Genomic DNA, 23,574 nt, shown 5'->3' with positions numbered 1-23,574 from the left:
GACCGCATCGACAGCCTCACTGCGTAAGCCTCAAGGCGCCGATGTTCTTGCCGATCTCCACGAACTTCGCCAGCAGCGCCGCGGAGTTCGCCGATGTGGAGGCCTGGCTGGCATTGCTGGCGCAGTTCGTCAGGCTTGCGTCGAGTGTCGTCGCAAAACCGATCACCCAGACCGAATAGCCCATCGTCTTCGCCTTCGAGCAAAGCAGGTTGAAGCGTTGTTTGTGGCGAGCGAGCTGATCGGCCTCATTGGACGAGCTGCCACCCGGGGTCACGCGCGCATCGAGCTGTTCCACCCCATAGCCGGAATAGAGGGTGCTGTAGCCGGTATCGAACAGGCCATCCGTCATGAAGATGATGTACTTCTTGACGGGCATGCTGTTGTAGGTCGCCGGGTTGGCGGAACCGAAGATGCCGTTGGCCGACGCCCAACGCGCACCCCACATCATGCCGAAATCATGATAGGTGCCGCCGTCGGGATCAAGGGTGTCCAGGTAATCGGATAGATTCGCACGCGTCCAGGCCTTCATCGGTGCTGCGGCCGTGGGACACGCATATTGCGGCTTCATGTAGTCGGATGAATAGATGCGATCCTGATAGGACGTATATTCCACCTCTGGCCAATACGGCTTCCACTTCTGTGCGTCCGTTGCGGGGATGAGGTCGATGTCGAGATCATAGGCGCCGGTCGGTATGCTGGTCGAGGATGCGGGCATCTGCGTCGTCTGGCGCTCTTCGATGCAGCCCTTCCAGCTCGTCTTGTTCGAGACCTGCGTCGTCGGGGTAAGCCCGTAATAGGTGCCCGTCCCGACGAGTGGCGCGACATCGACATTCGCGCCGGACACGAAGTTCGTCGTGTCGAACGACCGCGCGCTATATTTGAAGTAGGTGCATTTATTGTTGTTGTAGGTGCCGTACTGGTCGAGACAGGCATAATAACCGGTATTGTCGGTGACGACCTGTCGCGACTGATACGCCCATTGGCCCTGATACATGTAATTGGGGCTTACCGCCTTGATCGCGGCACCGACGTTCACCGTACTGGCATAGGGCACGATGCCGTAGCGCAAGCGCATGCCGGCCGCTTCCAGATTGGTCTGCACCGTTGCGAGCTGATCGTAGAGCGCCAGCACCGCCGCGCGCAACGCTACGATCTTGGTAGACGTATCGCGGGAGGACGCTTTCGCAGCCATCGAACCGGTCGTATCCAGAACCAGAACGATGTCCGTGTTCACGAAATCCTGTTTCGCGTTGCAGGTGACGGACAGCGGGATCGCGGAAAAACCGAAGAACTTCATCATCAGCGTCGGCGAGGTCGTCGCCGCACTGATGACCACCGTCTGCGTCGATCCCGACAGGCTCGACACCGACGGCGTGAAGGTCGACGTACCGAACGCACCCTGCGGGAAATTGAAATTGAAGAACTTCAGCGCCTCTGCCCTGACGGTATCGTCGACGCTGCTCGTCGTCATCGCACGTCGTCCCGCCAGAGATGCGGCGTCGCACGCATGTTGCAGGCGCGTACGGGTGGCGTGCGCTCGTCCCAGGTCGACGGCAGAGCCCACCACGGCAAGCAGTACGATGGTAAAGATCGCTGTCAGGAACGTCACGTTCCCGCGCACATCGTGGTATAGCGCCGATGCGAGGTGTAACGCTTGGCGATACCGTCGGCAACTCGCCCGGAACAATGCTCGTGCCGCCATCGAAACTCTACACAACAGGGATGTTCTACGGCTAAAGTCAAAACGTTAGCTTCTGCTTAAAGCGATGGGGATCGGCGGGAACGCGAAGCCCGTCCCCGCCGACCCAATGGCAGAATGTGCAGACGTCGTTGCGTGATTTCGCTAGCGCTGCATCGCGGCACAGGTAAGATGCCATGTCCTTTATCGGAGAAGATGGTTGATCAAGAAGCATCTGCCGCTCGTTGCCTTGCTCGGTGCCGCGTCGATCGGAAGTTCCGTCGCGGGCCAGATGGCGCGCCCCGTGGCGGCGAATCCCACCGGCGATGCCGCCGTCACCAGCTATGGCAGCTGGGGTTTCGATACGACGGGCATGGATCGCAGCGTCAAGCCGGGCGACGACTGGTTCCGCTTCGTCAATGGCGCCTGGGCGGACCGGACGCGGATCCCGCCCGACCGTTCGTCTTACGGCGCCTTCGCGGTGCTGCGCGACGTGTCCGAACAACGCCTGCGCAGCCTGATCGGCGGCTATAGCGCGACCGATAGCGCGCATCCCGACCGGATGAAGGCAGCGATCCTGTACGCCGACTTTATGGACACCGCGACCGCGGAAAAGCTGGACGCGGCACCCCTGACCCAGCGCCTCGCGCCGCTGAAGGCCGCCACGTCGAAGGACGACATCGCGCGGTTCATGGGCCGCTCGCTCGGCGGCTTCGGCGCCAGCTTCTTCGCGCCCGGCGTCAACGATGACGCGAAGCGCCCCGACGTATACGCCTTGTACCTGCGTCAATCGGGGCTGGGCCTCGGCGATCGCGATCTGTACCTCGACCCCAAGTTCGCGCCGCAGGTGACGCGGTATCGGCAATATGTCGCGCAGATGCTGACGTTCGCCGGTTGGCCGGATGCCGATGCCGCGGCGGGGAACGTCGTTGCGATGGAAACCAAGCTTGCCGCGGCTCACTGGACGCGCGCGCAAAGCCGCGATCGCGACAAGACCTACAACCCCACGACGCCCGCGCAACTGGCACAGCAGGCGCCGGGATTCCCCTGGGCGACGTTCTTCAAGGCGGCCGGAGTCGATGCCGCCGACCGCGCGATCGTCGCGCAGAACACGGCCTTTCCTGGCATCGCCAAGGTGTTCGCCGATACCGATCTGCCGACGCTGAAAGCGTGGGAGGCGTTTCGCATCACCGATGACGTCGCGCCGCTCTTGTCGAAACGCTTCGTCGACGCGCAATTCGATTTCCGGTCGAAATTCCTGAACGGCCAGCCGCAGCAACGCGAACGGTGGAAGCGGGCGGTGGCGTTCACCGAGAACGGCGTCGGTGAAGGCATCGGTCGAGACTATGTCGCCTTGTATTTCCCGCCCGCGTCCAAGGCCAAGATGGACCAGCTCGTCGGCAACCTTCGCGTGGCACTGGCCGGCCGTATCCGCAATCTCACCTGGATGGGCGCGGCAACCAAGCAGCAGGCGCTAGAGAAGCTGCAGGGCTTCAACGTCAAGATCGGCTATCCCGACAAGTGGCGGGATTATTCCGCGCTGCAGGTCAAGCCGGCCGACCTCGTCGGCAATGCGGAGGCGGCGCAGCGCTTCGAATGGGACTATCGCCGGCGGCGGATCGGCATCCCGGTCGACAAGGCGGAGTGGGGCATGACCCCGCAGACGGTCAACGCCTATTACAATTCGGTCAAGAACGAGATCGTCTTCCCGGCCGCGATCCTGCAGCCGCCATTCTTCGATCCGAAGGCCGACGACGCGGTGAATTACGGCGGGATCGGCGGCGTGATCGGCCATGAGATCAGCCACGGCTTCGACGATCAGGGGCGCAAGTCCGACGGCCACGGCGTCCTGCGCGACTGGTGGACAGCGGAGGACGCGACCAAGTTCGAGGCACAGGCGGCGCGACTGGGCGGTCAGTATGAAGCGTACAGCTTTGACGGCCTGCCCGGTATCCACATCAATGGCCGCGCATCGATGGGTGAGAACATCGGCGATCTCGGCGGCGTGCTGATCTCGCTCGACGCCTATCATACATCGCTGGGCGGCAAGCCCGCACCCGTCATCGCCGGCTTCACGGGCGATCAGCGCTTCTTCCTGGGTTGGGGGCAGGTGTGGCGGACGCTGTTCCGCAACGAAGCGCTACGCCAGCAGCTGGTCAGCGACCCCCATTCGCCGGGGCAGATCCGGGCGGTCAATCCGCTCCGCAACGTCGATGCCTGGTATGCGGCGTGGAAGATCGACCCGAGCCAGAAACAATATCTCGCGCCGGCAGACCGCGTGCGGATCTGGTAACGGTCGCGTCGCCAGGCGCTGGTCGATGTTGCCGGAACGGTGGTCGGGCGAAAGCGCCGCGACCACCGTTCGCGGCGGCACCGGCATCGACTGCGAAGAACGATTGCACCCGCGGCCAATCCGCGGTCCAACGGGGCCTGCCCTACAGACCCGCCTGATCGATCATCGACGCGACCTCGCTCGGCAAGGTGGTTTCGGACTTCGGCAGAACCCGGTTCAGTGCGGTCTGCACCCGTTTGCTCGCGACCTGATATGCCTTGTGGCGGATCGCACGCGTCGCGTTGGTCCGCCACGACGGACTCTCGCCGAGCAACGCTTCCCATTTGGCCTCTTCGGCCGCCAGGATGGACAGCGCCAGGCGCAGCCCGTCGCGCCGCCCACGTGCATAATCGTCGGACATTCTCGCCCTCCCCATGATGTCCGCGTCCTTGTTCCCGTGCCGGACGATTGGCAAGGCGGGCATCCTGCATGGATGCCCTATCGCGCCCGGCGATTAGGCCACCATGAACGGCACGGCGCGTGACGGCACCATCACCGATGTCTTACGGCAGCAGGATCGCGCGTCTCCGGACGCGGCTCGACGGGTCGTGGCTCGGGGCTGCGCCATTACGCGAACACCGTACTGCCCCCGCTTCCTGTCGGCCGGGACGATGGCCTTACCATCGTACCGCGCCACCGATACGCACGGTGCGCGGTTGCAGGGGCGTGTATTCGTCCCGCATGGCCTGGGCGAACGGATTGCCGCCGGCGAAGCGATCGCCGGTAACATCGAATACATTGTCGATCGTCGCGGTCAGGCGGACCCTTCCTTCCCGCCACTCCCCACCCAATTGGGAAACGCCGTAGCCGCCCTGCGCGACGTCGAACGGCGCCCGCGTCCCGATGGTGGATTGGCCGACATAGCGCCATCCGGCACGGACGCCTATCTCGCGATTGCCGGCGATCGGCAGCGTGTACGCGACGCTCGCCGCCATGGCGAAGGGCGGCGTATTGGGCAGGCGCACGCGGCTGTTGCGGCTGACGGCGGCATCGGGCTCCAGCGCACGTGCGTCGTTAAGGAACAGCGACAGGTCGCCGCGCAGGCTGCGGACCGGAACCCAGTTCACCTCCGCTTCCAATCCGTGGATGCGCGCATTGCCAAGATTGGTGGTGAACGGAAAGCCGCTCCGGTCGACCAGATCGGCCTGAACATGGCGCCAGTCGGCGATCGAGACACCCGCCGATCCGGCGACGCCGGTCGATCCGCGCCGTTCCTTGCGAATGCCCACCTCGACGACGCGGATCGTATCGGGGCGCAGGTCGGCGACGCGGCCGACACCGGGTGCCACGGTGATGCCGCCCGTACGGAACCCGGAATGGAATCGCGCATAGGCGGCAAGGTCCGGCTGCAACGCCCAGGATGCGGCGATGGTCGGATCGATCCGCGTCACGCTGCGGCCGCGGATGAAGGCATTGGCACGCGAACCGGCGGTCGGTTCGCCGTCGCTGCGCTGGTGGGTCAACCGCCCGCCCAGCGTGACCGTCAGTTGCGGCAAGGGCGCCATCCCGGCCTCACCGAACACCGCCGCGTCGATCGTGCGGTTGCTGACGCCGACGATCTCGCGCAACCGGTCGGGCGGGCCATACATCCGCCCGTAGACGTCGCGCGCCTGGATCAGCGACACGCCCACCATCCAGCCGACGCCGTCGCCGCGCGTGCGCGACAGGCGCGTCTCGTGCGACAACAGCCGGCTGCGCTCGGTCGTGTCATAGGCGATCGGCTGTGTCGGCCGGGCGCGCCGCGTCGCGTCGAACCGGCCGCTCGCATCGCGATGGACGACGCCGGTCGCCGAGACCAGCCGCAGGCCATCGTCCCATGCCTTGGCGACGATCAGCCGGCCGAGCGCATAGCGTTGATCGAACGGCTGCGCGAGCAGCGACGCGCGCGACAGCGGCGGCGCGCCGCGTTCGGCATATTGCAGGTCCGCCGATGCGACCGATTGCAGCACGACGCCTGCATCCATCGTCCATCCCGACGCCGGCCGGACGCGAAGGTCCGCGCGCCCGCCCGACGTGATCGTCGTATTGACGTTGCGCAGGGCACGGCGGACATCGGCGATATAGCCGCCCTCGCGCGATCGATACGCCACCGCGCGCAGCCCGGCGGCGCCGCCCGACAGCGGCAGGTTCACCATCGCAGCGATATCGCCCCCCGCCGCGCCGCCGCGGGTCGCGCTCACCCCGCCCGACACGTCGGCGGCAACGGTATCCAGATCGACGGGATGCGGCACCAGCCGGATGATCCCGCCGATCGCACCCGCCCCATAAAGCGCGCCCTGCGGCCCTTCGAGCACCTCGATCCGGTCCATGTCGTACAGGCTGAGACCGGGATCGGGGCCGTTATAGGCGACCGGCACCTCGCCGAAATACACGTTGGTCGTCGCCTGCGTCGGGCCGGTGAAGCTGCTGTCGGCGACCCCGCGGATGAACAGCTTGTTGCGGCCCGCGCCCAGCGCCGTCCCCTGAAGGATCGGGGTCGCCGCCAGCGCCCGCTCCATCGTGTCGCCGGCAGTGTCGCCCAGCCGCAGCCCGCTGCCCGAGCGCAACACGGTGATCGCCCCCGGGAACCGCAGCAGCGATACCGTACGCTTCGATGCGGTAACGACGATCTCCGGCGGCGGCGACGCGGGCGGTTCGATCGGCGCGGGCGGTGACGCTGGTCGCGGTTCGACCCTGGCGGGATTGGCGCGCGACCGCGGCCGGCGGATTACGCGGTAGACGCCGCCACCCAGGTCCTGCGCGGCGAACGGTGTGTCGCGCAGCAACCTGCCGAGCGCCGCAACTCCCGTCAGCCGTCCGCGCACACCGATGACGACGGTGCGTCCCAGATCGGGTTCGGCACTGCCGATATCGCTTGCCGTCTGCCCGGCCAGCATGCTCAGCGCCCGGTCCAGCGGCCCCGCAGGTACATTCACCGGATATCGCCCCGCGCCACGCGGTGCGGCCGCCACCGGCACGCCGAGCGCCGATGCCGCCAACACGATCGTCATGACTGGACGGCTAGGGAACGGGCGTCTCCCGCTGCACCAGCGTCCAGCGTCCGCCGTTGCGAACCGCGCGCGCGCCGATCAGGGCGGCGACCCGCGGCATCATCCGGTCCGCCGGCCCGGCAACACGGATCGATCCCGTGAACGGCACTTCCTGGAGGTTCGGCATCACCGTCACCGCGACGCCCGTGCTACGTTCCAGCGCGGCCGCGACCAGCCGTACCGGCGTTTCGCGGAACGCCAGCCGCTGTCGACGCCAGCCGCCGACATCGTCGACCGCCACGCCCGACATGCGGGTCGATCCGCCGTCGACATGCGACAGCGCCGCGCCCGCGGACAGCATGATGCGGGCGTCCTGCGGCTGGAACAGCACCGCACCCTCGGCAACCTGTACGCTGAGATGGTGCCCGACCCGCGCCACGTCGAAGACGGTGCCGACATCCTGCATCCGCATGTCACCCGACCGGACGACGAACGCATGGGCTTCGTCGTGCACCACATCGAACACCGCTTCGCCGCGCTCCAGCACGACCGAACGCTCGCGCGCATCCGCGATCGCCAGCCGGGTGCCGCCGTTCATGGCGACCCGGCTACCGTCTGCCAGTCTCAGCACCCGCTGCTCGCCCGCCCGGGTTTCGACGATCCGGCCGACGGGAGGCGTTGCGGACTGCGGCACGATCACCGCAGCCGCGACCCCGGCCGCGACCAGCCCGCCCGCCCCCGTATAGCTCCACCGGTTGCGCCAGCGCGCCGGGCGCGGCGCCGGCATGACCGGCGTCCAGTCCGGCGGCACGATCGCGGCGTCCAGGTCGGCGTCCGCCAGCGTCAGCGCGTCATAGGCACGCACGTGCGCCTCGTCCGCTTCCAGCCAATCGGTGAAGGCCTGCCAATCCGCTGCCGTCGCCGTCGGCAACCGCAACAGCCAGTCGATCGCATCGGCATGCGCCTCGTCCTCGCGCTCAACGGCCATCGCAGCGGTCCTCCTCTTGGGTAAGACGCACTGCCTGACCGTCATCCTCACCTGCCGGTCCGCGGCGCAGGTGGATTTTCGCATAGGCACGGTACAACAGCTTCTCGACACCGCTGACCGAAATGTTCATCCGCTCGGCGATGGCCTTCTGCGGAAGCTCCTCGAACCGGTACAGGCGAAAGGCGGTGGCGACGCGTTCCGGCAGGCGCGCCAGGATTGCCTCCACCCGCGCCAGGCGGTCGCGCGCGATCATCATCCGTTCGGCATCGGGGTGTTCGCTGGCGTCCGGCCGGCTGTGCGACCAGGCGCCGTCCCGATCCAGCCGCCGCGCCGCGCGACGGCGTCGGTCGATCGCCATGTTGTTCGCCATCCGATACAGATAGGCGGTCGGATCGGCGATCGGGCCAACAGCAGTGGCGTCCAGCCTGAGCCACAGGTCCTGCAGCACGTCCTCCGCCTCGCCGACATCGCCCAGCCGGGCGACCAGCATGCGCAGAAACAAGGGGCGTTCGGCAAGGAACACCGCCCGCAACCCACCGTCTTGCCCGGCGCCGTTCACGCCGAAACCGCTGCCGGTGCGCGCGCGTCGCGAAGGAACATCGCCGCCAGCGCGAGGATTGCGATCATGTTCTGGAGCAGCGCATGCCAGCCGGCGCCGTCGACCCCGCCGACCCAGAGCAGGACCGGCAGCAGCGGATAGAGCCCAAGGCTGGTCACCAGCCCGACCGCCATCGATCGTTCGGGCAGCCCGAGCGCGGTCAGCCCCGCTGCCAGAGGTGCGCTGGCAAGTCCCGCCGTCCGCGCCGCCGCGACCAGCACCAGCAGCATCGTTCCCCCGGCGAAGCTGCTACCGCCGAATATCGTCAGCAGCCGGTCGCCCAGCACCGCCAGTACCAGCATGATCGGTACGGCGACCGCCAGCGCCAGGCCGGCGCTGCGCCACACGGTGTGACGCAGCGCCGCCCGTTCCCCGCGGGCGACCTGACCGGCCAGCACGGCATAGCTCGCCTGGCTCAGCAGCACCGTCGGCTGCGCGAGCAGCGCGGTCGCCCGCTGGGTCAGCGCGAGCAGCCCGGCCGCGGCGGGGCCGAGCAGCCAGCCCACGGTCAGCGGTGCCAGATTGGGCGCGAGTTCGCGCACCGTGATGTCGAAATTGGTGATGAGGATGAACCGGGTGAACCCCTCGGTCTGGCGCGCGGCATCACGCCACGGCCCGCGCAGCCGCTCGCCCTGCGCCAGTCGCCGCCACGCGACGAGGCCGAAGCCCCACATCGCCAGCCCCTCCGCGACCGCGGCGACCAGCCAGACGGTCAGGAATCCGATCAGGCCGCCACCGGCGATCCACACGCCCAGCGCGCCGACCAGCCGGATCAGCGGCGATACCGCCTGATGCATGCCGATCAGGTCGAACCGCCCGGCGATCTGCAACAGGCCCTGCGGCGTCGCGCGGACGGTGGCGATCACCGCGAGGCTGTAGATCGTGGCGATGCGGATCGTATCCGCCGACCAGCCGAGCCGCGGGCCGACCAGCGGCGCGACGATCGCCGCGACGACGATAGCGACGGCGCCGCAGCCGAGTTCGACGACCGCCATGAAACGGACGATCCGCGCAAATCCCGCCGGGTCGTTGCCCTCCAGCGCGATCCCGCCATAGCGAACCACGCCGTGGAAACCCGAAAATGCCAGCAGGCTGCCGATCAGCACCGCATAGGCGTTGACCAGCACCAGCACGCCATAGTCCGCCGCCCCCAGCCGGTGCGTCACCAGCACGAGGTAGACGAGGCTTATCACCCCCGCCGCCGCCTTGCCGCCGAGCAGGTGGCCGAGATTGGCCAGCACCAGCCACACCCCGCCCTGCCGCGCACGCGGGGCATCGAAGCGGTCGGTGGGGGTGCGAGCGAAAGGGCGCATCGCGCAGCCAATAGGACAGCCACGATCGGCAAACGACCAGAAAGTTCCCTGCGACGGGGCAGATGACAAAATTTTTAGTGAGGGTTGAAGCGGATGTCGGCGTCAGACGGGCATGAAGATCGGTTTCTTGTTCAATCACGACCAGGTCCACCAGGTCGCGCACGCCCTGCCGACCGCGCTCGCCATGGCGCAGGACTATCCGCAGGTCGAGATCGTCGTTGCCACCACCAACGATCGGCTGACCGCAGAGGTCGAGCGGCTTTGCGCCCGCCTGTGCGTCACGATCCCGGTGGTGCAGCTTACGCTCCGCCGCCCGTCGACGAAGGCGCTCGCCGCGACGCTGGAATGGGGCCTGCCGGTGACGAAGATCAGCATCTATCGCGACAATCTCGATTTCTTCCGCTCGCTCGATGCACTGGTGGTGGCCGAGAAGACTTCGCTGCTGCTCAAGACGCGCTACGGCCTGGACGATCTCAAGATCATCCACACCCGCCACGGTGCCGGCGATCGCGCGATCGGCTTCAATCGGCACAGCGCGATGTTCGATCACGTCCTGGTGTCGGGCAGCAAGATCCGCCAGCGGCTGATCCACGACGCCGGCGTCGCGCCCGAACGGATGAGCCTGATCGGCTATCCGAAGTTCGACCTGATGCCCGACCCCGCGCCGCGCCTGCCGTTCCAGGCGAACGGCAAGCCGACCGTGCTCTACAACCCCCACCCCTCGCCGCATCTGTCCTCCTGGTATGCGCAGGGGCGCGCGGTGCTTGACCATTTCCTGCGCGACGATCGCTACAACCTGATCTTTGCGCCGCACGTGATGCTGTTCCACCGCCGCTTCGTCGTCACCATCGACCGATTCCGGATCGATCGCGCCGGCAGCATCGCACAGGCCTATCGCGACGCGCCCAACATCCACATCGACCTCGGCAGCGCGGCGTCGACCGACATGACCTATACCGCCGCCGCCGACATCTACCTCGGCGACGTCAGCAGCCAGGTCTACGAATTTCTCCACCGGCCGCGGCCCTGCCTGTTCCTCGATGCGCATGCCACGGACTGGGCGGGCGATCCCAATTACGCCCATTGGCAGGCGGGCGAGGTCCTGACGACCACGAACGGGCTCGGCGACGCGCTCGACCGCGCGGTGGCGAGCCATGCAAGCTACCGCCCGGTACAGCGCGCCCTGTTCCAGCGCAGCTTCGAACTCACCCACGAACGCTCCGCGACCCGCGCGGCGCGCGCGGTGATGAGCGTGCTGGGCGATACGGGATCGAACGCCCGGCTGCATCGACCGGTCGCCGCGCCGCGTGCCGATGAGGGATTGCGCGTCGCCTGAACCATCGCGACAGGAGCGACCATCGCCGATTCCCGCACTGGGTGCCGGCCCCAGGGACTGATGCACGATCGTGGCCTTACGCAAAGACATCTGGCGCCCGGCGATCGTGCAGGCGACGGCGCAGGAGATCGTCGCCCGTGGATCGATCGAGGGCCTGCCGTGGCACTGGCTGCCGCCGATGGGCAGTTTCCGCTTTCTCGCCGATCCGTTCGGCCTGTGGCGGGACGGGCGCCTGTACGTCTTCGTCGAAACCTATGACTATCGCATCCGTATCGGCGCCATAGAGGTGCTGGTCTACGATGCCGCGCTGCGCCTGGTCGACCGTCATCCGGTGCTGAACGAACCCTGGCACCTGTCCTACCCTCTCGTCTTCGAGGCGGAGGGCGAGACTTGGATGCTGCCGGAAGCGCATCGTTCCGGCCGGCTGACGCTGTATCGCGCCATCGACTTTCCCCGGCGGTGGGAGGCCGCGCACGTCATCGCGCTCGACCATGTCCCGGTCGATGCGACGCCGGTGTTTCACGACGGGCGATGGTGGCTGTTCTACACCTCGGCAAGCCGCGAGCCGGACAAGATGAGTGCCCTCCACGTCGCGTTCGCCGATCGGCTGGCGGGGCCGTGGACCCCGCATCCCGGCAATCCGGTCCGCGTCGATATCGCCAGTGCGCGACCGGGCGGCATGCCGATCGTGGTCGATGGCCGGATCGTGCTGCCGGTGCAGGATTGCAGCCGGACCTATGGCGGGGCGATCCGGCCGCTCACGGTCACCACGCTGACCTCCGACCGGTTCGCCGCCACCGCCGGCCCCCCGCTGCTCGCGCCGCCGGCCGCGACGCCGTTCGTCGAGGGGCTGCATACGCTCGCCGCCGCCGGCCCGGTGACGCTCGTCGACATGAAGCGCACCGAACTGTCGCCGCACGGCCTGTCGATCGAGGCGATCCGCGAGATCAGGAAACTGGCGCGCCGGATCCGAACGTCGCGAGGCGGTCGAGGATAGCGAGGCCCGTCGCGGCGAACCGGTCCGGGCCGAAGCGATCGAGTACGCGAGCTCGTGCCGCCTGCCCCATCTCCGCCAGCGCCCTGGGCTCGGCCAGGCACGCCGACAGCGCCTCCGCCAGCGCCGCGGCATCGCCGGGAGCGACCAGCCTGCCGGTCACGCCCTCGACGACGCTGTCCGCCAGCTCTCCTACGCGCGATGCGACGACGGGCAGGCCGGCCTGCATCGCCTCATGCGCTGCCACGCACAACCCCTCCGATCGCGACGGCTGGACGTAGAGATGGCAGGTGGCGAGGAATTCGGCCGGGTCGGTGGCATAGCCGGCGAAGCGGACGTTGGTGACGGATCGTGCCGCCGCCAGGGCTTCCAGCGCCCCGCGTTCCGCGCCATCGCCGGCGATCACGACGTCGAATGGGGTGGCCGCCGTCACCCGTGCGATCGCCTCGATCAATACGTCATAGCCTTTGACGGGGTGCAGCCGGCCGAGCGTCCCGATCCGCAGCCTTTCGCCCGGTTGCCACGGCTTCGCCTGCCGCGCGGCGGGATCGGTGCGAAAGATCGACCATTGGACCAGCCGCCTCGCCGGCACGTGCAGGCGCGCCGCGGTCAGCCGTGTCACCGCCGCGCTGTCGCCGATCCATAAACGTGAGGCGCGTTGCATCATGCGCAGCAGCACGCGGTTGGCCGGCTTCAGGAACGCCGCATGCTGCCAGCTGACGACCGGCCAGCCCCGGCGCAAACCGATGAGCTGTCCGAGCAGGGTGGCGCGCGTCAACGAAGTCCAGAGGTGTGTCGGGCCCCAGGCGCGCAGTTCGGCGTCCAGCCAGCGCAGTGCCGCGACATGGTCGCCCTCGCCGCCATCGCGCACGTACACCGCTAACCCCGCCGCGCGCATCGCCGCCTCGCCGCGCCGATCGCGCGGCGTCAGGGCGAACACGGCGACATCGGCGCCGCCGTCGCGCAGCACGCCGAGCACCGCCGGCACCGGCGATGCCGCACCGCCCCCTTCGACGGAATTGATGACATAGGCGATGCGCATGCCCGGCTTCGTCATCGCCTCACCGCGGCGAACAGGTCCAGATAGGCGCGCGCAACCGGTCCGATGCGATGCTGCGCGACCGATGCCGCCAGCGACTGCGGATCGGGTGGTGCCCGGTCGAGCAGGTCGCCGATCGCCTGGGTCAACGCGGCCACTCCGCCCACCGGCACGATCGCCCCCGCCCCCGGCGTCGCGGCGAGCAGCCGGGTCGCGGGCGTGCAGTCCGTGGCGACGACCGGCCGCCCCGCGGCCAGCGCCTCGACCAGCACCGCGGGAAACCCCTCAAAATCGGACGGCAGCACGAACAGGCGCGCCCTGTCCAGCCACGGCCGGGTATCCGCGACATAGCCCGGAAAGGTCACGCGATCCGCCACGCCCGTTCGCGCCGCCAGCTCGCGCAATGCCGATGCTTCCGGCCCGTCGCCGACGATCACCAGACGTGCGGTGCGGTGCGGCAGGGCGGCAAAGGCCGCGATCAGCTGCGCAAACCCCTTCTCCGGTACCAGCCGCCCGGCCGCCATGACGATCGGGGTTGCATCCGCCGGGATCGGAGTCGGTGGTGGCACCGCATCTGCCAGTGCCGGCAACGCGATCGTCGTCGCGATCGGTCGAGCGAGGATGCGATCCGACTGACGGCGCGGATCGTCGGATAACGTCGCGACGGCATCGACATCGCGCAACAGCCATCGCATCCGCCGTTCGAACCCCCATTGCCGCACCCGCCCCCGCTGCGGCTTGTCGAGCGCGGCGCTGACCTGTGCGATGACGGCCATGCCCGACCCGGCAAAGGCCGGGGCGACCGGCCAGTGGTAGTTACCCGGTATGAAGACGACCGTACGAGGATCGCCGCCGGCGAACCTCCGCGCGGCCTTGCCCAGTCGCGTGCGCGATCCTCGCCCACGACGGATGCGCGGATCGGCCACCACGATCCTGACATGCTCGCCAGCCATCGCGCGCAGCGCACCGTCATCCGATCCTGCAAAGACCGTGACCTGCACGCCCAGCCTTGCCCACACCTCCGCGAGCCGCAGGGCGACCCGTTCCGTGCCCCCCAATGCGAAATCCTGCAGGACGACCAAAATATGGAATGTATCTGGCGACATCGCCCTGCAACTAGCCGCGTCGCGGCGGCTGCGCCATCGCCGACGGGATCACGCACTGGCGCGAGGATGCCGATCCCGCGCGGAAAGCGATCGATGCCAACGCAGGCGCGGTAGCAGGCCGAATTGGCAAGGGCGGGCGGGATATGGTCCCGCACTCTCCTCTCGAATGGCCGCTAAGACCAGATCATTGCAGCGTGAACGTATCCGCGCCCGCGTTGACCGCAGTCCAGAATTGCGTCGGATCGCCAGGGTTGGCGGTCTGCGTCACCATATACCACAAGGTTTCGATGACGAACCCGGAGCCGTTGCGGACGTATTCGCCGGTCTAGCTCGTGATCGCGGGCGGGTTCGTCGGCCATAGGACGGACCACGCGATGGTATAACCCTTGTAATATCCGGTGATCGCGCCCGAGATCGTGCCGCCGCCACCGCTTACCTTGCTCGTGTACGTTCCCGACAGCATACCATTCGCGCCAAAGGTGAATGTCGCGGTCGAGCCAAGTTCGTTCACCCACGTATTACCGCTGTCGAGTAGCGGCGATGCGGCCGGGTCAGCGTCTTCATGTCCGCCGGCAAGAGTAAGGGCAAGCGCCTTTTCATGCTGCATGTCGGTTTCCTGTCTTTTCGATGGAACGAGCCCGATCTATTGCAGCCACGGCAAGCGGAACAGCGACATCACTTCCATAATGAAAGTAACGGCAGTCGCCCATCATGCCCGGATACGAAAGCGCCCTGCGAAGCGTCGCCGGCTTATGCAAACCGCGACTGACTGGCGCGGCTTTGATGCCGGGCGCGTCGTCGATGCCGAACTCCAACCCGATCGTTACTCCCGCCACCGCCGTGCATTGGTCGAGGGATGGCGCGGACATGCCGATTACTCGTGCGCAGGCAGCAAGGGGCAAGCGACCAGTCCGAATTGCGCTGCGAGATGTGCAAGCACTTGGGACACATCGTCAGTTCTGACATCCCGGCATGGGCGGATGCGATCGGATGATGTCGCCATACACGACTGGAGACGACGTGACGTCTATCCGACGGAAACACCGGTCCGATTCGGATGGATATCCCCCATAATCCCGTCCATGCTGTCCGTCAGGGATCCAAGACGGGTCTTCGGCTGGCCGCGACCGTCCTGGTAAAGCCGGTCATAGCGTCGGCTAAGGACGCGCGAGGAGAAAGAACGATGCCGTCGATCGATCGTCGCGCCCTGATGACGGGGATCGGTGCCGGCACCGCGCTCCTGACATCGTCGGCGGACGCGGCGGATGCGGGGTCTCTGCGTGTATCCGACCTCAGGACCGCGGGGCTGCGCGATCCGTTGGCGGTGGGCGATGCACGACCGATGCTGGCATGGCGGATCACGGGACCCGACACGACGATGCAGGCGGCGTTCCAGATAAGGGTCGCCGGCGATCGCGCGCGACTGATCGCTGGCGACGCGGATCTGTGGGACAGCGGACGCGTGGTCGATACGACATCGACCGGGGTGCGATATGCCGGACGTCCGCTCGGGCCGCGACAGCGCTGCTGGTGGCAGGTGCGCGTGTGGGACGCGACCGGCGCCGTATCGTCGTGGAGCGCGCCGGCAAGCTGGGGAATGGCACTGGCCGACGGCGACTGGCGGGGCGAGTGGCTGGCGGTGGAAAGCGCGGACGAGCGCGACGACCGCCTCGTCCCGCCCCGCTGGAGCCGGACCGACCTTCCCGACGACAAGGGTCCCGCACGCTTCCGTCTGCGCTTCGCCAGCGACGCCGGCGACGGACCGTTCACGATCGACACGCGCAGCCGGCTCGTCGGCCTGTCCCTCGATGGCCGCCCGGTGGCGGTGCCGGTCTGGCACAAGGACGCCTATGGCCCGCCCCCCGCTGCCCGCTTCGTGCTGCCGCTGACGAAAGGCGAGCATGTCCTGATCGCAGAGGTCGCGCCACGGAGGGACGGCGACACCGTGTCGGCCACGCTTGCCGCGCAACTGCGTTCGCCTCATGCCGGTGGCGGCGCCCGGCGCATCGTCGAGGGGTGGGAGGCGGCCACCCCCTACGGCGCTTGGCGTCCGGCGGCGCTGGATGCTCGGCAGGACCACTTCGCCTGGCCTCCGACCCCGGCCCGGTTGTTGCGGCGGCGGTTCGATCTGGCGGCCGTGCCACGGACCGCGCGGCTGCACATCGCGGCGCTGGGCGGCTATCGCATCTTGATCAATGGCCGGCGCGTCGGCGACGACGAACTGCAATCGGAACCCGCCGAATATCGCCGCCGCATACCCTGTCGCACCTACGACGTCGCCGGTCTGCTGCGAACAGGCGAGAATGTCGTCGCGGTCATGGTCGGCGACGGCTTCTATGCCAGCTATCAGGCACCCGATGGCCGCTATGCCTATGGCCCGGCCCCGCGCCGGTTCCGGCTGATGATCGAGGATGGTGCAGGGACGCCGTTCGTGCTCGGCGACGATCGCTGGCGGCATCACGAAGCGCCGATCACGCTGTCGGAGATATACGCCGGCGAGGATCACGACCGGCGCCGCTGGCCGGCGGGCTGGAATGCGCCCGGCTTCGACGATCGCGGCTGGGACGCCGCATGGCCCGCGCCGCCGCCGCCGGCCACCCCCTCCCCTCCACTCGGACCGCCGATCCGGGTCAGCCGCACCATCCGCCCGGCCGCGATCCGCCGGATCGGCGCCAACGCGCATATCGTCGATTTCGGCCAGAACTTCGCCGGCCGCGTGCGCCTGTCGGTGCGGGGGAACCGCGGCGATACGGTCGTGGTCACCCATGCCGAGATCCTCGATCGCGACGGCGCCCTCGACCGCCGCAACCTGCGCGTCGCCCGGGCGCAGGATCGCTACACACTGGCGGGCGGCGGTACCGAGGTGCTGGAGCCGGTCTTCACGTTCCAAGGCTTCCGCTATGCGCAGGTGGACGGCATCGCTGACCTGCCCCCGGACCAGGTGACGGGGCTGGTCGTGTCGAGCGACCTCGACGAGATCGGGACCTTCACCGTCGCGCAACCGCTGGTCCAGAAACTGTGGCTCAACACGCTGTGGAGCCAGCGATCGAACTTCCGCGGCAACCCGACCGATTGTCCGCAACGCGACGAGCGGCTGGGCTGGACCGGCGATGCGCAGGTGTTCTGGGACACCGCAGCGTTCAACATGGATGTCGGTGGCTTCACCCGGTCGTTCACGCGGATGCTGCGCGACGATCAGGCGGCGAACGGCGCCTATCCGATGTGGTCGCCCTCGCCCCGGGGACTGGGATGGGGCAGCGACACGGCGACGCCCGGCTGGGCCGATGCCGGGGTCATGCTGCCCTATGTCGCCTGTCTGCACACCGGGGATCGTTCGGTGGTGGACGACAATTGGGCCGCGATGGCCGCCTATTGCGACGGCATTCTCGGCATGAATCCGGACGGTCTGTGGCGCCACGGGCGTGGTGCCGATCTGGGCGACTGGCTGGCGCTCGACGCCAGATGGCCGGGCGACGAGACGACGCCCAAGCCGCTGATCGCCAGCGCGATGCTGGCGCGATCGCTGGACCAGATGGCGACGATGGCGGCATGGATCGGGCGGGCGGACACCCGGCATTGGCAGGCGAAGGCGGCCCGGACCCGGGCGGCCTTCGCGCAGGCGTTCGTCGCGGCGGACGGCGCGGTCGGTAACGGCAGCCACACGGGCTATATCCTCGCGCTGCGTCTCCGCCTCGTCCCCGATGTGCTGCGGGCACGCGCGGGGCAACGGCTGGCCCGGGAGGTCGACCGGCGCGGGCGGTTGCTCACCACCGGCTTCCTCGGCACCCCACTCGGGCTCGACGCGCTGGCCGATGCCGGCCACGATCGGCTGGCCTTCGACCTGCTGCTGCGCACCGATTATCCGTCCTGGGGCTATATGGCCCGACAGGCGGCTACGACGATCTGGGAACGCTGGAATGGCGATACCGGCGATGTGTCGATGAACTCGTTCAACCATTACGCGCTGGGGGCGGTGTGCTCGTTCCTCTACCGCCGGATCGGCGGCGTCGAGCCGGTCGAACCCGGCTTCCGGCGGTTCCGGGTGGCCCCGCTCTTCGATCCCCGTTTCGCATCGGCCGGGGTGTCGCTCGACAGCGCCTCGGGACGGATCGAAACGGCGTGGCGCAGGACCGGCGGGCAGGTGACGCTCGACCTCGCGGTCCCCGCCAACACCCTTGCGCAGGTTGTGCTGCCGGGCATCGATCGAACCTGCCGACCGGGACGCCATCGTCTGGTGGTTCGAGCGTGACGGCCGCCCCCAGCGCCAGGAATGCGCTGCCCACGTCGATGCGCGACGTCCGCCAGCATCACATATAAAGAAATCTTTATATCATGATTGACAGGTCGGTGCCGGTGGTGTTGAAGACGCGTGTCGAGGTTCCCCGCCTCAGGCGTGACGGTGGGGCTAAGACGGGAAGCCGGTGACGTCCTTCGGGGCGAATTCCGGCGCTGCCCCCGCAACTGTAAGCGGCGAGCAGTGGGCCCATTTCGTGTCACTGAGCCTTCGCAAGGGGCTTGGGAAGGCCGGGACCACCGCATTGACCCGTGAGCCAGGAGACCTGCCTGCGACGCCATAACGTTCCTCGGACGGGGGTTCCTCCGGTGGATCGCGCTTGACGCAATCCCGGTGGCGCGCCTTTGCCGTCGGGCGTGGTCGTGGCTTGCGCGCTCTTCCGTCGGCTCATCCGTCTGCACAGCGCAGGTGAGACATGACGGATACCGGGATCACGTTCACGATCGGCAGCATCCCGTTCGATGAGGATTATCGTCCCGCCGAAAACACGCGCACGACCACCAACTTCGCCAATCTCGCCCGCGGCGACAGCCGGCAGGAGAATTTGCGCAACACGCTGCGGATGATCGACAACCGGTTCAATTCGCTGGCGCATTGGGACAATCCGGCGGGCGATCGCTATGCGGTCGAACTCACGATCCTGTCGGTCGCGCTGCGTATCGACGCCGTCGCCGCGGGCGATGCGTTTCCGCTGATCGAAATCCTTCAGACCACGATCCTCGACACGGGCACCGGCGGGCGTATCGACGGCATCGTCGGCAACAACTTCTCCTCCTATGTCCGCGACTACGATTTCAGCGTCGTGTTGCCCGACCACCTGCGGCGGCATCCCGGCGGCGATCCGCCCGCCGGCTTCGGCGATCTGCACGGCAAGCTGTTCAGGCACTTCCTGCATTCGGCCGCGTATCGCGAACGGTTCGCCAAGCCGCCGGTCATCTGCCTCAGCGTGTCCAGCAGCCGCACCTATCATCGCACCACGAACGTGCACCCCATCCTGGGCGTGGAATATCGCAACGACGATGTCTCGGCGACCGATGCCTATTTCGCCAAGATGGGCATGACGGTGCGCTACTTCATGCCGCGCCATGCCGTCGCGCCGCTCGCCTTCTACCATATCGGCGACCTGATCGGCGATTATACCGCGCTGGAGCTCGCCGGCACGATCAGCACGATGGAGACATTCCAGAAGATCTACCGGCCCGAGATCTACAATGCCAATTCGGTCGCGGCCGCGCGGTATCGCCCCAGCCTCGACTATCAGGACTATTCACTGACCCGCATCGTCTACGATCGGGAGGAGCGCAGCCGGCTGGCGACCGAGCAGGGCCGCTTCGCCGAAGAGCATTTCATCCGGCCCCATCGCGCGGTGCTCCAGCAATGGTCGGCGACCTGCGCACTCTGATGTCCCACGATCCACGAGGTATTTCCGACATGACGACCCTGTTGCCGACCACGACCGCGGGCAGCCTGCCCAAGCCCGCCTGGCTCGCGGAGCCGGGGACGCTCTGGTCGCCATGGAAGCTGGAGGGCGAGGCGCTGATTGCGGGCAAGCGCGATGCGCTGCGCCTCGCGGTGGACGATCAGCGCCGGGCCGGGATCGACATCGTCGGCGATGGTGAGCAGACGCGCCAGCATTTCGTGACGACCTTCGTCGAACATCTGGATGGCGTCGATTTCGCGAAGCGCGAAACCGTGCGCATCCGCAACCGCTACGATGCAAGCGTGCCGACGGTCGTGGGCGCCGTGTCGCGGCCGAAATCCGTGTTCGTCGACGACGCACGGTATCTGCGCTCGCAGACCGACGGACCGATCAAATGGACGTTGCCTGGCCCGATGACGATGATCGACACGCTGTACGACGCGCATTATCGCAGCCGCGAAAAGCTGGCGTGGGAATTCGCGCTCATCCTCAATCAGGAAGCGCGCGAGCTGGAAGCGGCGGGGGTCGATATCGTCCAGTTCGACGAGCCGGCGTTCAACGTCTTCTTCGACGAGGCGAACGACTGGGGCATCGCAACGCTGGAACGGGCGGCGCAGGGGCTGACGGCCGAGACCGCGGTGCACATCTGCTACGGCTATGGCATCAAGGCCAATACCGATTGGAAGAAGACGCTCGGCCAGGAATGGCGACAATATGAGCAGACCTTCCCCAATCTGCAGCGATCGACGATCGATATCCTCTCGCTCGAGTGCCAGAATTCGCGCGTACCGATGGACCTGATCGAACTGGTTCGCGGCAAGAAGGTGATGGTGGGCGCGATCGATGTGGCGACCGACATCGTCGAAACGCCGCAACAGGTCGCCGACACGCTCCGCAAGGCGCTGGAGTTCGTCGATGCGGACAAGCTCTATCCCGCCACCAACTGCGGCATGGCACCGCTGGCGCGCGATATCGCACACGGCAAGTTGAAGGCGCTGGGCGCAGGCGCTGCAATCGTGCGGGCGGAGCTTTCGAGCTGAACGGAGGTGGACGGCGCGCCCCACCGGGCGTCTGTCGAACCCCGTCGTCGATCCGCGCAACCCGCCAACCGGCATGTCCTCGCGCCCGTGTCCGGGGATCGCAGTACCATGCGTCCATCGCCACATAAGCCAGCGTGGCGCCGGGCGTAGCCGCCTAGTCGAAGATCGCGGCCGGCACGGATCCCCGACGTCGAGGCGGGACGCCGTCGGGCGCGGCAAGCTGGCGCTCGGTTGCCCTACAGTTTCGGTGCAGGCCACCCCAGCCGGCTTGGACAGGACATCAGCCTGACAGCTAGCCGTCAGGTCTTACAAATCATTCGTAAAAACGGCGTTCGACATCCCGCCATCGCTGGTCGCCGCCGGTCAATGACAGGGCATAAAGCCGATGTTTGGATCAACCCGCCACCGAGCGCCTGCCTGACCGCAAGGGATTGACTCAATATTACTCCTACAATTACTAGCAGTGAAGAAACGGGGTGTGCCGGTGCAGCCGACCTGCCCACCGTTCGCTGAACGAGGGGATTTCGATGCAATCGGCTGCCGTTTGGATGCTCGCTCTGCTGTTGCTGCCCACCGGCACCGTGACCGCGCAGACGGCGCAAAAGCCCCCGATAGCCCGCACCGACAGGGTGGCCCCCTCCCCGGCCGTCGCCATAGCCGTACCCTCCGCCCCCTCCGCGCTGCCCGCGACGCAGGCGCTGTTCGATGGCTATGTTCGTGCCAACAAGATGCCGGGTATCGTCGCCGCGATCGGTTCGGGCGACCTGCCGGTGACGTACCCGGCCGCGGGCCGGATCGCGGACGAGGCGACTGCGCCGGCCGCGGGACCGGATTCGCTGTGGCGCATCTATTCGATGACCAAGCCGATCACCGGCATCGCGGCGATGATCCTCATCCAGGACGGCAAGCTGCGCCTCGACCAGCCGATCAGCGATATCTTCCCTGCATTCGCCCGCATGCGCGTGCTCACCAGCCCGGACACCAGCCTCGATTCGGTGCCTGCGAAGACGCCGATCACGGTGCGCCACCTGCTCACCCACACCGCCGGCCTCGGCTATAACGTCGTGTCCAGGGGGCCGCTGCTGCAGCAATACGAGCAGAAGGGTATCCTGCCCGGCACCTATAACAGCGATGTCGAGGAGGTGGTGAGGCCGACACGCCCCACGTCGTTGTCCGCCTTCGCCGACCGCGTGGCGACACTGCCACTGATCGCGGAACCGGGCACGCAATGGAGCTATTCGATCGGTCTCGACGTGCTCGCGGCGGTGATCGAGAAGGCGAGCGGAATGCCCTTCGAGCAATTCGTCCAGACCCGGTTGTTCGATCCGCTGAAGATGACGTCCAGCTACTGGACGGTGCCGGCCGCACAGGCCGGACGGCTGTCGACCAGCTACAATTTCGACGGCGACGTGCGCGAACCGATGGATCCCGGCGCAACGTCGGTCTGGCTGCAACCACCCAGCTTCCCCTATGGCGGCGCGGGGCTCGTGACGTCGGCGCACGATTACGACCGGTTCCTGCATATGCTCGCCGACGAGGGCACGTTGGACGGCGCTCGCGTATTGACGCCCGCGACCGTGCGGCTGGCGATGTCGAACCTGCTGCCGGCGGGCGTACCCTTTGGCGCCGTCACGCCCTCCGTCGACGGCAAGCCCGGCGTTCCCGAAGCGGGCTTCGGCGCAGGCGGTGCGATCAGTCTGATCGATGGCCCCGGCGGTTTTCCGGCGAAGGGTACCTACGGCTGGCCCGGCGCGGCGGGTACGTTCGCGTTCGTCGACCCGGTTCGGAAACTGCGGGTCACCGTGATGGTCAATTACTTCCCCGGGGGGAAATACCCGCTGCGTCCCGATATCGACCGGTCGCTCCAGCAGGATCTGGCGTCCCTGCGCCCGGCATCCCCCGCACCTCCGGCACCCCGTTGATCTACCGGCGCGCGAAAAGCGACGGCACCCCGCCACATTATGAAGCCCTGTAGGGAGATTGATCGCGACATGAAGACCATCAAAATACCGACGCTCGCCGGTCTGGCGGCAGCGATGCTCGCCCCGACGCCCGCCATCGCCGCGACGCCGATCGTCGGACGCTGGCTGACCGAGGGGAAGACCGCGATCGTCACCGTCGCCCCATGTGGAGCGACCCTGTGCGGGCGGATCACGACCTTGATGAAGCGCCCTGAATCGGGGCCGCCGGTGGATGCGAAGAATGTTGATCCCGCGTTGCGCGGACGACCGCTTCAGGGTCTGCCGATACTGACCGAATTCAGCGATGCCGGCGATACGTGGCGCGGCAGGATCTACGATCCGCAAACCGGCAAGACGTACAAGTCGGTCGTCTCGCGCGACGCGGACGGGACGTTGAAGGTGCAGGGATGCATCGCCTTCCTCTGCCAGACACAGACGTGGACGGCAGTCAGGAATTGACGATCCCGCCGCGAACGAACGCTTCTGAAACCGCCATGCTGACCATG

At 67.4% G+C, this 23,574-nt stretch carries 18 protein-coding genes and 1 riboswitch; of the genes, 8 read left to right on the top strand and 10 right to left on the bottom strand.

Annotation, left to right across the window (positions count from 1 at the left end):
* Positions 1-16 precede the first annotated feature (16 nt).
* The gene (locus GTH33_RS12320) at positions 17-1,609 is read right to left on the bottom strand and encodes a pilus assembly protein TadG-related protein (protein ID WP_163958641.1); all 1,593 of its coding nucleotides are present in this window, start codon (positions 1,607-1,609) and stop codon (positions 17-19) included.
* A gap of 289 nt (positions 1,610-1,898) precedes the next feature.
* On the opposite strand from GTH33_RS12320, the gene GTH33_RS12315 reads away from it, so the two are divergent.
* A complete protein-coding gene (locus GTH33_RS12315; RefSeq protein ID WP_163958640.1) occupies positions 1,899-3,971 on the top strand; it encodes a M13 family metallopeptidase in 2,073 nt (690 codons plus the stop codon).
* Between the two features lie 142 nt (positions 3,972-4,113).
* Here GTH33_RS12315 and GTH33_RS12310 read toward each other — a convergent pair whose 3' ends face one another.
* From GTH33_RS12310 to GTH33_RS12290, 5 genes are all read right to left on the bottom strand, one after another.
* Positions 4,114-4,371 (bottom strand): hypothetical protein, encoded by a 258-nt coding sequence (locus tag GTH33_RS12310; protein WP_163958639.1) that lies wholly within the window; start codon positions 4,369-4,371, stop codon positions 4,114-4,116.
* 256 nt (positions 4,372-4,627) lie between these two features.
* Positions 4,628-7,000, bottom strand: a complete 2,373-nt coding sequence (locus GTH33_RS12305; protein ID WP_163958638.1) for a TonB-dependent receptor — start codon at positions 6,998-7,000, stop codon at positions 4,628-4,630.
* A gap of 10 nt (positions 7,001-7,010) precedes the next feature.
* Positions 7,011-7,967 (bottom strand): FecR family protein, encoded by a 957-nt coding sequence (locus tag GTH33_RS12300; protein WP_163958637.1) that lies wholly within the window; start codon positions 7,965-7,967, stop codon positions 7,011-7,013.
* On the bottom strand, positions 7,957-8,526 hold the full coding sequence (locus tag GTH33_RS12295; protein WP_249054884.1) for an RNA polymerase sigma factor: 570 nt from the start codon (positions 8,524-8,526) through the stop codon (positions 7,957-7,959). Before GTH33_RS12295 ends, GTH33_RS12300 begins: the two co-directional genes overlap by 11 nt.
* Positions 8,523-9,878, bottom strand: a complete 1,356-nt coding sequence (locus GTH33_RS12290; protein WP_208403992.1) for a lipopolysaccharide biosynthesis protein — start codon at positions 9,876-9,878, stop codon at positions 8,523-8,525. The genes GTH33_RS12295 and GTH33_RS12290 overlap by 4 nt, the downstream gene beginning before the upstream one ends.
* 112 nt (positions 9,879-9,990) lie before the next feature.
* Here GTH33_RS12290 and GTH33_RS12285 point away from each other — a divergent pair, with 112 nt between their 5' ends.
* Together GTH33_RS12285 and GTH33_RS12280 are read left to right on the top strand one after the other, a co-directional pair.
* Positions 9,991-11,214, top strand: a complete 1,224-nt coding sequence (locus tag GTH33_RS12285; protein WP_243848240.1) for a hypothetical protein — start codon at positions 9,991-9,993, stop codon at positions 11,212-11,214.
* A 70-nt stretch (positions 11,215-11,284) separates the two neighbouring features.
* On the top strand, positions 11,285-12,211 hold the full coding sequence (locus tag GTH33_RS12280; RefSeq protein WP_163958636.1) for a glucosamine inositolphosphorylceramide transferase family protein: 927 nt from the start codon (positions 11,285-11,287) through the stop codon (positions 12,209-12,211).
* On the opposite strand, the gene GTH33_RS12275 is transcribed toward GTH33_RS12280, so the two are convergent.
* The 4 genes from GTH33_RS12275 to GTH33_RS12260 form a co-directional block, all read right to left on the bottom strand.
* Positions 12,162-13,265, bottom strand: coding sequence for a glycosyltransferase family 4 protein (locus tag GTH33_RS12275; RefSeq protein ID WP_243848241.1), 1,104 nt, complete (start codon positions 13,263-13,265; stop codon positions 12,162-12,164). The two genes, GTH33_RS12280 and GTH33_RS12275, sit on opposite strands and share 50 nt — an antisense overlap.
* Positions 13,262-14,353: a glycosyltransferase gene (locus GTH33_RS12270; RefSeq protein ID WP_163958635.1), complete on the bottom strand. Its 1,092-nt coding sequence runs from the start codon at positions 14,351-14,353 to the stop codon at positions 13,262-13,264. Before GTH33_RS12270 ends, GTH33_RS12275 begins: the two co-directional genes overlap by 4 nt.
* Before the next feature lie 325 nt (positions 14,354-14,678).
* Positions 14,679-14,960 carry an avidin/streptavidin family protein gene (locus tag GTH33_RS12265; protein ID WP_163958634.1) on the bottom strand — a complete coding sequence of 94 codons (282 nt, stop codon included), beginning with the start codon at positions 14,958-14,960 and terminating at the stop codon, positions 14,679-14,681.
* A complete protein-coding gene (locus tag GTH33_RS12260; protein WP_163958633.1) occupies positions 14,950-15,222 on the bottom strand; it encodes a hypothetical protein in 273 nt (90 codons plus the stop codon). The genes GTH33_RS12265 and GTH33_RS12260 overlap by 11 nt, the downstream gene beginning before the upstream one ends.
* A 314-nt stretch (positions 15,223-15,536) precedes the next feature.
* On the opposite strand from GTH33_RS12260, the gene GTH33_RS12255 reads away from it, so the two are divergent.
* The 5 genes from GTH33_RS12255 to GTH33_RS12235 all read left to right on the top strand — a co-directional run bounded on the left by GTH33_RS12255 (position 15,537) and on the right by GTH33_RS12235 (position 23,527).
* Complete coding sequence (locus GTH33_RS12255; protein WP_163958632.1) at positions 15,537-18,602, top strand: family 78 glycoside hydrolase catalytic domain; 3,066 nt, start codon at positions 15,537-15,539, stop codon at positions 18,600-18,602.
* Between the two features lie 110 nt (positions 18,603-18,712).
* Positions 18,713-18,934, top strand: a riboswitch (cobalamin riboswitch).
* Positions 18,935-19,062: 128 nt separating this feature from the next.
* The gene (locus GTH33_RS12250; RefSeq protein ID WP_163958631.1) at positions 19,063-20,049 is read left to right on the top strand and encodes a DUF1852 domain-containing protein; all 987 of its coding nucleotides are present in this window, start codon (positions 19,063-19,065) and stop codon (positions 20,047-20,049) included.
* A 29-nt stretch (positions 20,050-20,078) separates the two neighbouring features.
* Positions 20,079-21,107, top strand: a complete 1,029-nt coding sequence (locus GTH33_RS12245) for a methionine synthase (protein WP_163958630.1) — start codon at positions 20,079-20,081, stop codon at positions 21,105-21,107.
* Positions 21,108-21,634: 527 nt separating this feature from the next.
* Positions 21,635-23,029, top strand: a complete 1,395-nt coding sequence (locus GTH33_RS12240; protein ID WP_249054883.1) for a serine hydrolase domain-containing protein — start codon at positions 21,635-21,637, stop codon at positions 23,027-23,029.
* 69 nt (positions 23,030-23,098) lie between these two features.
* Positions 23,099-23,527 (top strand): DUF2147 domain-containing protein, encoded by a 429-nt coding sequence (locus tag GTH33_RS12235; protein ID WP_163958628.1) that lies wholly within the window; start codon positions 23,099-23,101, stop codon positions 23,525-23,527.
* Positions 23,528-23,574 lie beyond the last annotated feature (47 nt).

The sequence above is a fragment of the Sphingomonas insulae genome, from assembly GCF_010450875.1.
Classification (GTDB): domain Bacteria; phylum Pseudomonadota; class Alphaproteobacteria; order Sphingomonadales; family Sphingomonadaceae; genus Sphingomonas; species Sphingomonas insulae.
Note: the sequence above shows the minus strand (reverse complement) of the source record. Positions and strands in the feature narration are given on the sequence as shown.

What these genes read in the sequence shown, in the direction of transcription:
- GTH33_RS12310 (WP_163958639.1), bottom strand. Translation starts at nt 4,371, where the DNA reads ATGTCCGACGATTATGCACGTGGGCGGCGCGACGGGCTGCGCCTGGCG.
- GTH33_RS12305 (WP_163958638.1), bottom strand. Translation starts at nt 7,000, where the DNA reads ATGACGATCGTGTTGGCGGCATCGGCGCTCGGCGTGCCGGTGGCGGCC.
- GTH33_RS12300 (WP_163958637.1), bottom strand. Translation starts at nt 7,967, where the DNA reads ATGGCCGTTGAGCGCGAGGACGAGGCGCATGCCGATGCGATCGACTGG.
- GTH33_RS12290 (WP_208403992.1), bottom strand. Translation starts at nt 9,878, where the DNA reads ATGCGCCCTTTCGCTCGCACCCCCACCGACCGCTTCGATGCCCCGCGT.
- GTH33_RS12285 (WP_243848240.1), top strand. Translation starts at nt 9,991, where the DNA reads ATGAAGATCGGTTTCTTGTTCAATCACGACCAGGTCCACCAGGTCGCG.
- GTH33_RS12275 (WP_243848241.1), bottom strand. Translation starts at nt 13,265, where the DNA reads ATGACGAAGCCGGGCATGCGCATCGCCTATGTCATCAATTCCGTCGAA.
- GTH33_RS12270 (WP_163958635.1), bottom strand. Translation starts at nt 14,353, where the DNA reads ATGTCGCCAGATACATTCCATATTTTGGTCGTCCTGCAGGATTTCGCA.
- GTH33_RS12265 (WP_163958634.1), bottom strand. Translation starts at nt 14,960, where the DNA reads ATGCAGCATGAAAAGGCGCTTGCCCTTACTCTTGCCGGCGGACATGAA.
- GTH33_RS12260 (WP_163958633.1), bottom strand. Translation starts at nt 15,222, where the DNA reads ATGTCCGCGCCATCCCTCGACCAATGCACGGCGGTGGCGGGAGTAACG.
- GTH33_RS12255 (WP_163958632.1), top strand. Translation starts at nt 15,537, where the DNA reads ATGCCGTCGATCGATCGTCGCGCCCTGATGACGGGGATCGGTGCCGGC.
- GTH33_RS12250 (WP_163958631.1), top strand. Translation starts at nt 19,063, where the DNA reads ATGACGGATACCGGGATCACGTTCACGATCGGCAGCATCCCGTTCGAT.
- GTH33_RS12245 (WP_163958630.1), top strand. Translation starts at nt 20,079, where the DNA reads ATGACGACCCTGTTGCCGACCACGACCGCGGGCAGCCTGCCCAAGCCC.
- GTH33_RS12240 (WP_249054883.1), top strand. Translation starts at nt 21,635, where the DNA reads ATGCAATCGGCTGCCGTTTGGATGCTCGCTCTGCTGTTGCTGCCCACC.
- GTH33_RS12235 (WP_163958628.1), top strand. Translation starts at nt 23,099, where the DNA reads ATGAAGACCATCAAAATACCGACGCTCGCCGGTCTGGCGGCAGCGATG.